Genomic DNA, 12,503 nt, shown 5'->3' with positions numbered 1-12,503 from the left:
AGCCCCCCTCCAGCCCGCAACCGCCTCAGCACTCCGCCGCGCGCCGCAGCAGCCGTCCGATCGCAGGGTGGAAGACCTGGTGGTGGCCGCCCATCGGGAGGTCATCGGAGCGGACCACCTCAGAGGCGTCCACGTTGACGTAGGGCAGCCCCCGCGGGTCCTCCTCCACCTCGTCCCCGAGCCGGACCGGCGGCGGTCCCTCGACCCCCTGGATGCCGTCGAAGCCGAGCGCGCCCCACTTGCGCACGCTCGTCGCCAGCTCCGCCGAGTCGCCGATCATCTGGGCCGACAGCGGATACAGCACCCCCAGGTGGGAGTCGAGGTGCGAGAACGTGCAGAGCAGCGGGCCCTGGACGAGTCGTTGCCGGTTCCACAGCGCGCCGTGCCCCGAGACCTGCTGCGGCAGGATGTCGGCGAAGGCGAAGTGGGACATCTCGGCCTGCAGGAGGGTCAGGGAGGAGAGCGTGACCGGTTCCGCGCCGCTCGCCTCCAGGCCGCGTAGCGCGAAGCCGGCCATCCGCGCTCCGAGGCCGTGGCCGACGAGGTGGAGGCGGACCTCGGTGCCCTGCGCCAGCATCGGCAGGCACGGGCCGAGGCCCGCCTCGCCGATCAGGCCGGCCCGGCGGCGCAGCACGTGCCGCACGACCTGCCGGAAGAGTTCCCGGGCACCGGCCCACAGCTCGGCGAAGTCCGTCGCGCGGGCCGACTCGCCCAGCGGGCCGCCGGCGGCGACCGTGCCGGTGCGCCGGACCCGTTCGCTGAGCGGGTCCGCGGGGCGCGGTCCCGCTACCCGGGACTCCAGCAGCGTTCCCTCCTCGGAGACCTCGGAGGCGTCGACGTCGCTCTCGTGCCGGGTCGGCTTGCCCGCCCCGGCCTCCAGCGAGCGCCGTATGTCCTCGACAGCGCCCGCGAACTCGGCACACATCGTCCTGGTGTCCTCGAACAGCATGAGGGGGTCGGTCTGCGGCAGCACCTCGCCCTCCGTGTCGGCGGCGAACTCCGCGGCCCGGTCCTGCAACGGCAGCTCCGCCAGGCGGCGCAGGGCCGAGCCGAAGTCGTCGAAGGCGCGGGCCTGTGCGGGGCGCGCGGTGAGCAGTTCGGCGATCTCGGCCAGCGGGCCGGCGCTGTCCGGCAGGTGGCGGCGCAGGTCATCGGCGGTCTCGGGGGTGAGCCAGGGCCGGGTGTCCGGGTCGCCGGCGGCTTCCGGCGCCGCCGCGAGGCCGGGGACGCCCTCGTCGCGGAAGAGCAGCGAGGGCCAGTGCACGGCGAGCATCCCCTTGTCCTGGGTGGCGCCGTCCCAGGCCTCGGCGAGCAGCTCCCGGAACGCGCCGTCGACGGTCTCGGAGGTGGCCGCGTCGTTGTGGGCCCCGTGCACCACGACGTACAGGTCACGCACTCCGCTGTCGTGCACGGCGCCGCACACCTCCTGCACGTGCGCGGGCTCGAACTGTGCCCGGCTGCCGAAGCGCAGGGCTCCGAAGTCCTGGAACCCGTTCGACTGCGGCATGGCTCACTCCCCTGGCACGCCGCCACCGGCGGCTGTTCGGCGGCGGGCCCGGTCGCCCGCCCCGCGGAGAGGTCCGCCTTCCCGCCGCGCTTTCCCCCACGTGCCCCATGGCGCGATGTACGGCGTTTCTACGCCACGAGGCCCTTCGGGGCGCAGACGGGGGGCCGACTCCTATGGCCGAGAACGCATACGCTCGCCCGCAGCCACCAGGTTCGCGACGTCACGACGACGCGGCACCTGGCGACTGTCGAGACCGGACCCGGCGCGGTCCCCGGAGCTGGTGCCGAGGTGGTGCACCTGACGCTATGTCAGGTGTGCCGCCCCGGTGACATCGCCCGCCGGCGCACCGGTCATTCAGGAACCGGCGTCAGCCAAACCGCCGCGAGCGGAGGCAGTCGCAGGGCCAGGGACGCCGGATGGCCGTTGCGGGGCTCCGGTCCGGCGGTCAGCTCACCGGTGTGGCGGACGTCGCTGCCGCCGTACCGCGCCGCGTCGGTGTTGAGGACCTCCCGCCACTGCCCGGACGCCGTGTGCGGGACGCCGAGCCGGTAGTCGTCCCGCACCACCGGCGAGAAGTTCACCACCGCGAGCAGCGGGCTGCCGTCGGCGGCCCGGCGCACGAACGCGAAGACGTTGTCGTCCGCCGCGTCCGCGTCGCTCCACGCGAAACCCTCGGGGCAGGTGTCCTGTTCCCACAGGGCCGGGTGGGCGCCGTAGAGGCGGTTGAGGTCGCCCACGAGGCGCTGGACACCGCGGTGGTCCCCGTGCGCGGGGTGGTTCTCGTCGAGGACCCACCACTGCGGTCCCTCGTCCTCCACCCATTCGGCGCCCTGCGCGAACTCCTGCCCCATGAAGAGCAGCTTCTTGCCGGGGTGGGCCCACATGTAGCCCAAGTAGGCCCGGTGGTTGGCGCGTTGCTGCCACCAGTCGCCGGGCATCTTCGACACGAGGGCCTGCTTGCCGTGCACGACCTCGTCGTGGGAGATGGGCAGGACGTAGTTCTCGCTGTAGGCGTACACCATCGAGAAGGTCATCTCGTTGTGGTGGTACTTCCGGTGCACGGGTTCGTGGGCCACGTAGTCCAGCGAGTCGTGCATCCAGCCCATGTTCCACTTCAGGCCGAAGCCGAGGCCGCCGAAGCCGTCGGGGCCGACGTCGTGGGTGGGCCGGGTGACCCCGTTCCAGGCGGTGGACTCCTCGGCGATGGTGACGACGCCGGGCACCCGCCGGTACAGCGTGGCGTTCATCTCCTGGAGGAAGGAGACGGCGTCGAGGTTCTCGCGGCCGCCGTACTCGTTCGGGGTCCACTGCCCGTCCTCGCGCGAGTAGTCGAGGTAGAGCATGGAGGCCACCGCGTCGACCCGCAGGCCGTCGATGTGGAACTCCTCGCACCAGTACAGGGCGTTGGCCACCAGGAAGTTGCGGACCTCCTTGCGGCCGTAGTCGAAGACGAGGGTGCCCCAGTCCGGGTGTGCCGCCCGGCGCGGGTCCTGCGGTTCGTACAGGGGGCGCCCGTCGAACTGCGCCAGCGCCCATTCGTCGCGCGGGAAGTGGGCCGGGACCCAGTCGAGGATGACGCCGATGCCGGCCTGGTGCAGGGTGTCGACGAGGTACTTGAAGTCGTCCGGGGTGCCGAGCCGGGCCGTCGGCGCGTAGAAGCCGGTGACCTGGTAGCCCCAGGAGCCGCCGAAGGGGTGCTCGGCCACCGGCATCAGCTCGACGTGGGTGAAGCCCAGCTCGGACACGTAGGCCGTCAGGTCCCGCGCGAGGGAGCGGTAGGTCGCTCCGGGCTTCCAGGACGCGAGATGCACCTCGTAGACGGACATGGGGGCGCGGTGCACGGGGCGGGCCGCGCGGTCCCGCAGCCACGTCCCGTCGTTCCAGGCGTACTGGCTCTCGTCGACGATCGAGGCGGTCGCGGGCGGTGTCTCCGTGCGCCGGGCCATCGGGTCGGCCCGGTCGAAGCGGGCGCCGTCGGGGCCGGTCACCTCGTACTTGTACTGGGCCCCGGGGCCGACCTCGGGGACGAACAGCTCCCAGACGCCGGAGGAGCCGAGGGACCGCATCGGCAGCGACGTGCCGTCCCAATGGTTGAAGTCGCCGCGCACACGCACGCCGCGCGCGTTCGGCGCCCAGACGGTGAAGCGGGTGCCGCGCACGCCGCGGCACTCCAGGACCCGGGAGCCGAGGGCCGTCCACAGCTCCTCGTGGCGGCCCTCGGAGATCAGGTGCAGGTCGAGTTCGCCGAGGGCCGGGGGGAAGGAGTAGGGGTCCTCGGTCTCCGTGAGGGCCTCGGGGTAGGTGACGCGCAGCCGGTACGGCGCGAACCCCTGGCCCGGGATGCGGCCGGCGAACAGGCCGTCACCCTCGTCGTGGAGCTCCCAGACGCCGGTGCCGACGACGACGGAGACCGCCAGCGCGTGGGGCCGCAGGCAGCGCACCGCGAGCCCGCCGCGCACCGGGTGTGCGCCCAGCACGGAGTGCGGGTCGTGGTGGGAGCCGCCGAGGAGGCGGGCCCGTTCGCCGTCGTCCAGCGCGGGCAGCGGTGCGACGCGGGGGGCGCGGTCGACGCGCAGGACGGGGTCGGCGACGGACATGTCAGCTCTCCTGGGCGAGGCGGTCGGACGGTGCCGACGGATCGGCCGGGCCGGCCGGTGCGGCCGCTCCGGTGGTGGGCGTGGCGCACAGGCGTGCCACCGCGTTCAGCGGGACCTGGATGCGGTCGGGCCGGTACACCGACTCGTAGACCACTTCGTAGACGGCGCGGGCGGCCTCGTGGGCGTTGAGCGCGGCGGGTACGGCGCGCGGGTCGAAGCCCCCCGACTCGGCGTAGCCCGCGCAGAAGGCCTCCCGGCAGCGCTCCCCCCATTGCGGGTGGAACTCGCCGCCGGACTGGGCGGCGTAGTCGAAGGAGCGCAGCATGCCGGCGACGTCGGCGATCGGGGACCGGTCGGCCCGGCGCTCCGGCACCGGCTTGGCCGGCTCGCCCTCGAAGTCGACGATGTGCCAGCGGCCGTGGGCGCGCAGCACCTGGCCGAGGTGCAGGTCGCCGTGGGTGCGTTGGAGCGGCGGGTGGCCGCCGGCCGTGGCGGCGGCCGCGTAGATCTCCTGGAGCGCGGGCACGTACGGGCGCAGCTCCGCCACCCGGGCGGCCGCGCGCAGCAGCTTGTGGGTCATCACGTCGGCCAGTTGCGCGGGCTGGTCCACCGGGCCGGGGTCGGTGGGGAACGCCTTGGCCAGGGCGACGTGCAACTCGCCGGTGGTGCGGCCCAGTTCGCGTGCCTCGTCGGTGAAGCCGGTGTGGCGCCTGCTGGACTCCAGGGCCAGTTCCCAGCCGTCCGTCGACTCGGTCAGGAACGGCTGGACCATGCCCAGGGTGCTCCAGAACGGTGCCTCGGTCTGGAACCAGCCGACGGGCGCGGGTACCTGGGTGAAGCCGTGCCGGGCCAGCGCTCCGGTGACCTCCAGGTCCGGGTTGATGCCGGGCTGGACGTGGCGGAAGAGCTTGAGGATCAGCTCGTCGCCGTAGACGATCGAGGTGTTCGACTGCTCGACGTCCAGGACGCGGGGGGTGAGTCCGCACGGCACCGAGGTGCGCGGCAGCGACTCGAACCGCAGGTGCCCCGTGGTACCGCCCCTGCGCAGCCGTTCCAGCAGCACGATCGCCGCGCGGTGGTCGTGGACGGCGTCGTAGACCATCAGCCGCTCCCCGGGCCGGGGCTCCACCTCGCCGATCAGGCTCGGCGACATCCGCGGCGGCACCTGCGCCGCGATGCCGAGCAGCACCTGGTAGTGGTCACCGTCCGCGGAACCCCGCTGGTCGACGCGGACCATCAGGTGGTAGCAGTCGGCCGTCAGCGCCGTCGCCGCGGCCACCGAGACGCCGGTGATGTCGCGGCTGTGTCCGGTGAACCACCGCTGGCGGGGGAGCCAGCGCGCCAGGAGCGCCGCGAGGGAGGAGGCGGGTACCTGCGCGGGACCGACTCCTGTTTCGGACAGCAGAGGCGAAGTCATGCATCAGGTCCAATCGTGGTGTGCCATGCGCGGCGTCAGGCTCGTGCCGCGCAGCCGGAACCAGTAGAAGCCGTGGCCCGCCAGCGTGAGGAGGTAGGGCAGTTCGCCGATCGCGGGGAAGCGGACGTTGCCGATGAGCTCCACCGGGTGGCGGCCGTCGTAGGCCTGGAGGTCGAGCTCGGTGGGCTGGGCGAAGCGGGAGAAGTTGTGCACGCACAGGACCAGGTCGTCCTTGTACTCGCGCAGGAAGGCGAGCACGGCCGGGTTGGAGGAGGGCAGTTCGGTGTACGTGCCGAGGCCGAACGCCGGATTCTGCTTGCGGATCTCGATCATCCGGCGCGTCCAGTGCAGCAGGGAGGACGGTGAGGCCATCTGGGCTTCGACGTTGGTGACCTGGTAGCCGTGGACGGGGTCCATGATCGTGGGGAGCGAGAGGCGGCCCGGGTCGCAGGAGGAGAAGCCGGCGTTGCGGTCGGGCGTCCACTGCATCGGGGTGCGGACCGCGTCCCGGTCGCCGAGCCAGATGTTGTCGCCCATCCCGATCTCGTCGCCGTAGTACAGGATCGGCGAGCCGGGCAGGGAGAGCAGCAGCGCGGTGAACAGCTCGATCTGGTTGCGGTCGTTGTCGAGCAGCGGCGCGAGACGGCGGCGGATGCCGATGTTGGCCCGCATCCGGGGTTCCTTGGCGTACTCCGCGTACATGTAGTCGCGTTCTTCGTCCGTGACCATTTCGAGCGTCAGCTCGTCGTGGTTGCGCAGGAAGATGCCCCACTGGCACTTGGCGGGGATCGCGGGCGTCTTGGCGAGGATCTCCGAGACCGGGTGGCGCGACTCGCGGCGCACGGCCATGAAGATGCGGGGCATGACGGGGAAGTGGAACGCCATGTGGCATTCGTCGCCGCCGGAGGGGAAGTCCCCGAAGTAGTCGACGACGTCCTCGGGCCACTGGTTGGCCTCGGCGAGGATCATCACGTCGGGGTAGTTGGCGTCGATCTCCTTGCGGACCCGCTTGAGGAATTCGTGCGACGCGGGCAGGTTCTCGCAGTTGGTGCCCTCCTCGGCGTAGAGGTAGGGGACCGCGTCCAGGCGGAAGCCGTCGATGCCCAGGTCGAGCCAGAACCGTAGGGCCGCGAGGATCTCCTCCTGCACGGCCGGGTTCTCGTAGTTGAGGTCCGGCTGGTGGGAGAAGAAGCGGTGCCAGTAGTACTGCTTGCGGACCGGGTCGAAGGTCCAGTTCGAGACCTCGGTGTCGACGAAGATGATCCGCGCGTCCGCGTACTGGGTGTCGTCGTCGGCCCAGACGTAGTAGTCGCCGTAGGGGCCGTCCGGGTCGGAGCGCGACTGCTGGAACCACTCGTGCTGGTCGCTGGTGTGGTTCATGACGAAGTCGATGATGACCCGCATGCCGCGCTGGTGCGCCGCGTCCACGAACTCCACGAAGTCCGCGAGGTCGCCGAACTCGGGCAGCGCGACGATGTAGTTGGAGACGTCGTAGCCGCCGTCCTGCAACGGCGAGGTGTAGAACGGCGGCAGCCAGAGGCAGTCCACGCCGAGCCACTGCAGGTAGTCCAGTTTCGCCGTGATGCCCTTCAGGTCACCGACGCCGTCCCCGTTGCTGTCGTAGAAGGAGCGGACGAGCACCTCGTAGAAGACGGCACGCTTGTACCACTCGGGGTCGGGTCTCTTGGCGGGCGTGGACGGGCACTGCGCCAGTTCGTCCGTGGACATACGGATAGGCCTCCGTGGACGCGGATGAAGGAAAGGAGGGGTGGAGGGTCAGCCGACGGTGAAGACGTGGGCGGGTGACTCCCCCGGGACGAGGCGCACGTAGTTGGTGGCTCCCCACGTGTAGGTGGCCCCGGTGAGTTCGTCGCGCACGGGGAACGAGGAGTCGGGGCCGACGCCCACCTGTGCGCAGTCGAGGCGGACCGTCGCCTCTTGGGGGTGGTGCGGGTCGAGGTTCACGACCACCAGGACCGTGTCGGCGCCGGAGCGTTTGGAGTACACGATCACGGCGTCGTTGTCGGCGTGATGGAAGTGCACGTTGCGCAGTCCGCGCAGGGCGGGGTTGCGGCGCCGGATGTCGTTCAGCCGAGTGAGCAGCGGGGCGATGGTGCGTCCCTCGCGCTGCGCCGACTCCCAGTCGCGGGGCCGCAGTTCGTACTTCTCGGAGTGCAGATACTCCTCGCTGCCCGGCCGCAGGGGAGCGTTCTCGCAGAGTTCGTACCCGCTGTAGACGCCCCAGGACGGGGAGAGGGTCGCGGCGAGGACGGCCCGCAGCTCGAAGGCGGGACGGCCGCCGTGCTGGAGGAACTCGTGCAGGATGTCCGGGGTGTTGACGAAGAAGTTCGGCCGCATGGCCGCGGCCGACTCGCCCGCCAACTCCTCGACGTACTCCGTCAGTTCGGTCTTGGTGTTACGCCAGGTGAAGTACGTGTACGACTGCTGGAAGCCGGCCTCGGCCAGCGCCCGCATCATCGCGGGGCGGGTGAACGCCTCGGCCAGGAAGATCACGTCCGGGTCGGTGCGGTTGATGTCCGCGATCACCTGTTCCCAGAACACCACCGGCTTGGTGTGCGGGTTGTCGACGCGGAAGATGCGCACCCCGTGCGCCATCCAGTGCCGCAGCACCCTCGTCGTCTCCGCGACGAGCCCCGGCAGGTCCTGGTCGAAGCAGATCGGGTAGATGTCCTGGTACTTCTTCGGCGGGTTCTCCGCGTACGCGATCGAGCCGTCAGGCCGGTGGTGGAACCACTCCGGGTGCTTCTCCACCCAGGGGTGGTCGGGCGAGCACTGCAACGCGAAGTCGAGAGCCACTTCGAGGCCCTCCCCCTTGGCGCGGGACACGAACGCGTCGAAGTCGTCGAGCGTGCCGAGATCCGGGTGGATCGCGTCGTGGCCTCCCTCGGCCGAGCCGATCGCCCAGGGCACCCCCACGTCGCCCGGGCCCGGCGAGAGGCTGTTGTCCGGGCCCTTGCGGAACGTCGTGCCGATGGGGTGGATCGGCGGCAGGTAGACCACGTCGAAGCCCATCGCCGCAATGGCCGGAAGGCGCCGCGCGGCCGTCGCGAACGTGCCGCTCACCGGCGGTGCGTCCGCCTCCACCACCGCGCCCTCCGAGCGCGGGAAGAACTCGTACCAGGACCCGAAGAGCGCCCGCTCCCGCTCCACCAGCAGGGGCAGCGGGGCGCTCTCGGTCAGCCGGTCGAGGAGGGGGTGGGTGCGGAGCACCGCGCACACGTCGGGGTCCAGGGCCGCGGCGAGCCGCTCCGTGTCGTCGAGCGAGCCGTCCTCCAGCACGCGGATCGCCTCGAAGAGGGTGCGCCTCGCGGCCTCGTCGGTGACCCGTCCCAGGGCGCGCTCCAGGTGGACGGCGCCCTCCTCAAGCGTGAGGTCGCTGTCCACGCCCGCCGGCACCTTGATGGCGGCGTCGCGCTGCCAGGCGGCCACCACGTCGCACCAGGCCTGCACGGAGTAGCTCCACCGTCCGGGGGACGTCGGTGTCAGCTCGGCGCTCCACCGGTCCTCACCCGGGACCAGTTCGTGCATCGCGGCGCACTGGACCGTACGGCCGTCCGGGTCACGCAGCACAGCGTGCGGCCGCACCACACCGGTCCCCTCGACGAAGACCAGGGCCGTGACCGGGAACGCCTCACCGACCGCGGCCTTCGCCGTCCGGCGCCCGCCGCGGACCTGCGGACGCACGTCCTCGATCTGCACAGGAACAAGCTGTGCCCTAGCTGTCACCGCTCTCACCTCCAGTGCCGCGCAGTCGGCGCTCGGCCGTGGACGCCGCCTCCCGTCCGCACCGCTCCCCCGTCGCGGCGCACAGCACCTCGACGGACCGCGCGAAGCGCGCGCGGATCCGAGCGTCTGCGGGAGAGGCGAGGAATCGGCTCTGCCACCACCGGTAGTGCTTCAGCTTCGCCTCGATCTCCTCGCCGACCTGTGATGCGTCCATGGCATCCGTCGACCTCCTGAATGTTCCGCGGACGCACGCGTCGCGGCTCCCCGGAATTGCACGCAGAGCAAGCGAGCCGTCACAACCGGCCGCTTCCCACCCATGGTGCGGGGTGATCGGCCATCCGTCCTGTTGAGCCGAGCGTCACCACCCGATCACTCTCGTGTTGCACGGATGGAGTACGGGCCGGAAAGTGGACCTTGACTCTCGAGCGACCCGAGCTCACGACCCGTACGCACCGACCCGTTCGAGGCGGCGGCTGCGTGAGTGCACGCGGTGAGGAGCAAGAACCATGAACCGGACAGATCCCCGCTACTACCACGTCGAGGTCGAGTCCTCGCTGGAGCGGGTCGGACAGATGCAGCGCATCGTGGCCGCCCATCTTCGGTACTGGGGGCTGCAGAAGCTGGTGACCTCGGCGACCCGCGGGGTCGGGCTGCTGCTGGAGGCGGCGGCCGCCGATCCGGTCGAGCGCGTGGAGATCGAGACGTGGTGGACGGGGCAGCACCTGATCACCGCGGTCTCGCACCACGACGCCTCCGACCGGCAGGACGACGCACACCCCCATCTGCGCCAGATCGCGACGCTGAGCGACGGCTGGGGCAGCTGCACCACGAACAACCAGCGCATCGTCTGGTTCTCCCTGCGCAAGACCGACCACGACCGCGAGCCGCTCGACGCCAAGCAGCCGGAGCCGTGGTCCAGCGAGGCACTCACCGTGCCGGGGACCCCGGTCGCGCACGCCAAGGCGGCCCGCCCGTCCGAGACGGCCGGAACCGCGTCGTGACGGCTCGCCCGGCGAACGCCGCGGGCGGGGGCGTCCTGGCCGGGCGCCCCTACCCGCTCGGCGCCACCTACGACGGCAACGGCACGAACTTCTCCCTGTTCAGCGCCGTTGCCAGTCAGGTGGACCTGGTCCTGGCGGAGCCCGACGGGACCGAGCGGACCGTGACGCTGCCCGAGGTCGACGGTTTCGTGTGGCACGGCTACGTCCCGGGTGTCGGCCCGCGCCAGCGCTACGGCTACCGCGTGCACGGCCCCTGGGAGCCGTCGTCCGGGCACCGCTGCGACCCCGAGGCGTTCCTGCTGGACCCCTACGCCCAAGCGGTCCACGAGCAGCCGCCGGCCGAGGGCGGCCCGGAGCACGGCCTCTACGGGGTCGTCGTCGACCCCGCCTTCGACTGGGGCTCGGACACGCCGCCGTCGTACTCGTACACCGAATCGGTCATCTACGAGGCACATGTGCGCGGGATGTCGCGCACGCACCCGGACGTGCCGGAGGAGCTGCGCGGCACGTATGCCGGGCTGGCGAGCCCGCCCGTGGTCGAACACCTGACGTCCCTGGGTGTGACCGCGGTCGAGCTCATGCCCGTGCACCAGTTCATCCAGGACGGGTTCCTGCTGGACCAGGGGCTCTCCAACTACTGGGGCTACAACACGATCGGCTTCTTCGCGCCGCACCACGCGTACGCCGCGCGCGGCACGCTCGGCGAGCAGGTCACCGAGTTCAAGCAGATGGTCAAGGACCTGCACGCCGCGGGGCTCGAAGTGATCCTCGACGTGGTCTACAACCACACGGCCGAGGGGAACGAGAAGGGGCCGACGATCTCCTTCCGCGGGATCGACAACGCGTCCTACTACCGGCTGTCCGACGAGGACTTCAGCCACTACTACGACACCACGGGCACCGGCAACAGCCTGCTGATGCGGCACCCGAACGTCCTCCAGCTGATCATGGACTCGCTGCGGTACTGGGTGACCGAGTGCCACGTCGACGGCTTCCGTTTCGACCTCGCGGCCACCCTGGCCCGCCAGTTCCACGAGGTGGACCGGCTCTCCGCCTTCTTCGACGTGATCCAGCAGGACCCGGTGATCAGCCGCGTCAAGCTGATCGCCGAGCCCTGGGACCTGGGGGACGGCGGCTACCAGGTCGGCAACTTCCCGCCGCTGTGGTCCGAGTGGAACGGCAAGTACCGCGACAGCGTCCGGGACTTCTGGCGGGCCGACGACCGGTCCCTGCCCGAGTTCGCCTCCCGCCTGACCGGCTCGGCCGACCTGTACGAGCACGAGCGGCGCCGGCCCCGGGCGAGCGTCAACTTCATCACCGCCCACGACGGGTTCACCCTGCGCGACCTGGTCTCGTACAACGACAAGCACAACGAGGCCAACGGGGAGAACAACGAGGACGGCGAGGCGCACAACCGGTCCTGGAACTGCGGCGCCGAGGGGCCCACCGACGATCCCGCGGTGCGGGCGCTGCGCGGCAGACAGCAGCGCAACTTCCTGGCGACGCTGATGCTGTCGCAGGGCATCCCGATGCTCAGCCACGGCGACGAACTGGGCCGCACCCAGGGCGGCAACAACAACGTGTACTGCCAGGACAACGAGATCAGCTGGATCGACTGGCGGCTCGACGCGGAGCAGGAGGACCTGGTCCGGTTCACCCGCGAGCTGATCGCCCTGCGCAAGGCCCACCCGGTCCTGCGCCGGCGCCACTTCTTCGAGGGGGTCCCGCAGGAGGGGCGGCGGCTGCCGGACCTCGTCTGGCTGCGGCCGGACGCGGCGGAGATGACCCCGAAGGACTGGCGCAGGCCGGACGCCCACACGATCGGCGTCTTCCTGAACGGCGAGGGCATCCCGGCCCCGACCCCGCAGGGCCGCACGGTCGTCGACGACTCCTTCCTGATGCTGTTCAACTGCTTCTGGGAACCGACGGAGTTCGTGCTGCCGGGCGCCGCCTACGGTGCCCGCTGGACCAAGCTGATCGACACGGCCGAGCAGGACGGCGTGAGCGACGAGGTGGAGTACAAGGCGGAGGCGCGGCTGCTGGTGGCGGAGCGCAGCCTCGTCGTCCTGTCCCGGCCGCCGGACGGCGCGCGGGAGTAGGGCGCGCGGGCGCACGAGGGTGAACGGGCCCGCCGGACGGCGGGCCCGTCGCCGTGCCGGGGCAGGCGCCGACGGGCACTGACGGGCTCAGACGGGCGCTGACGGGCGCTGACGGGCATTGACGGGACGGCACCC

At 71.3% G+C, this 12,503-nt stretch carries 8 protein-coding genes; 2 read left to right on the top strand and 6 right to left on the bottom strand.

Translation table 11 applies throughout. From position 1 onward, the window contains the following. Positions 1-25 precede the first annotated feature (25 nt). The 6 genes from ACIBW6_RS03350 to ACIBW6_RS03325 form a co-directional block, all read right to left on the bottom strand. Positions 26-1,507: a hypothetical protein gene (locus ACIBW6_RS03350; protein ID WP_399056034.1), complete on the bottom strand. Its 1,482-nt coding sequence runs from the start codon at positions 1,505-1,507 to the stop codon at positions 26-28. 350 nt (positions 1,508-1,857) lie between these two features. Continuing rightward, positions 1,858-4,104 carry a 1,4-alpha-glucan branching enzyme gene (gene glgB, locus ACIBW6_RS03345; protein ID WP_399056032.1) on the bottom strand — a complete coding sequence of 749 codons (2,247 nt, stop codon included), beginning with the start codon at positions 4,102-4,104 and terminating at the stop codon, positions 1,858-1,860. 1 nt (position 4,105) lies between these two features. Next, on the bottom strand, positions 4,106-5,521 hold the full coding sequence (locus ACIBW6_RS03340) for a maltokinase (protein WP_399056030.1): 1,416 nt from the start codon (positions 5,519-5,521) through the stop codon (positions 4,106-4,108). A 3-nt stretch (positions 5,522-5,524) separates the two neighbouring features. Beyond that, positions 5,525-7,249 carry a maltose alpha-D-glucosyltransferase gene (treS, locus tag ACIBW6_RS03335; protein WP_399056028.1) on the bottom strand — a complete coding sequence of 575 codons (1,725 nt, stop codon included), beginning with the start codon at positions 7,247-7,249 and terminating at the stop codon, positions 5,525-5,527. Positions 7,250-7,297: 48 nt separating this feature from the next. Further along, positions 7,298-9,241, bottom strand: coding sequence for a maltotransferase domain-containing protein (locus ACIBW6_RS03330; protein ID WP_399056026.1), 1,944 nt, complete (start codon positions 9,239-9,241; stop codon positions 7,298-7,300). Between the two features lie 16 nt (positions 9,242-9,257). Further along, on the bottom strand, positions 9,258-9,482 hold the full coding sequence (locus tag ACIBW6_RS03325; protein WP_399056024.1) for a DUF5133 domain-containing protein: 225 nt from the start codon (positions 9,480-9,482) through the stop codon (positions 9,258-9,260). Between the two features lie 292 nt (positions 9,483-9,774). Here ACIBW6_RS03325 and ACIBW6_RS03320 point away from each other — a divergent pair, with 292 nt between their 5' ends. Further along, positions 9,775-10,269 carry a pep a2 gene (locus ACIBW6_RS03320; RefSeq protein WP_399056022.1) on the top strand — a complete coding sequence of 165 codons (495 nt, stop codon included), beginning with the start codon at positions 9,775-9,777 and terminating at the stop codon, positions 10,267-10,269. Continuing rightward, a complete protein-coding gene (gene glgX / locus ACIBW6_RS03315; RefSeq protein ID WP_399056020.1) occupies positions 10,266-12,368 on the top strand; it encodes a glycogen debranching protein GlgX in 2,103 nt (700 codons plus the stop codon). Before ACIBW6_RS03320 ends, glgX begins: the two co-directional genes overlap by 4 nt. The last annotated feature ends 135 nt before the right edge of the window (positions 12,369-12,503 follow it).

The sequence above is a fragment of the Streptomyces sp. NPDC049813 genome, from assembly GCF_044465085.1.
In the GTDB taxonomy this organism is placed as follows: domain Bacteria; phylum Actinomycetota; class Actinomycetes; order Streptomycetales; family Streptomycetaceae; genus Streptomyces.
This window is presented reverse-complemented; position numbering and strand designations above follow the sequence as displayed.

Bases quoted from the DNA above. Each gene is read 5' to 3' on its own strand.
- ACIBW6_RS03350 (WP_399056034.1), bottom strand. From the start codon at position 1,507: ATGCCGCAGTCGAACGGGTTCCAGGACTTCGGAGCCCTGCGCTTCGGC.
- glgB (WP_399056032.1), bottom strand. From the start codon at position 4,104: ATGTCCGTCGCCGACCCCGTCCTGCGCGTCGACCGCGCCCCCCGCGTC.
- ACIBW6_RS03340 (WP_399056030.1), bottom strand. From the start codon at position 5,521: ATGACTTCGCCTCTGCTGTCCGAAACAGGAGTCGGTCCCGCGCAGGTA.
- treS (WP_399056028.1), bottom strand. From the start codon at position 7,249: ATGTCCACGGACGAACTGGCGCAGTGCCCGTCCACGCCCGCCAAGAGA.
- ACIBW6_RS03325 (WP_399056024.1), bottom strand. From the start codon at position 9,482: ATGGACGCATCACAGGTCGGCGAGGAGATCGAGGCGAAGCTGAAGCAC.
- ACIBW6_RS03320 (WP_399056022.1), top strand. From the start codon at position 9,775: ATGAACCGGACAGATCCCCGCTACTACCACGTCGAGGTCGAGTCCTCG.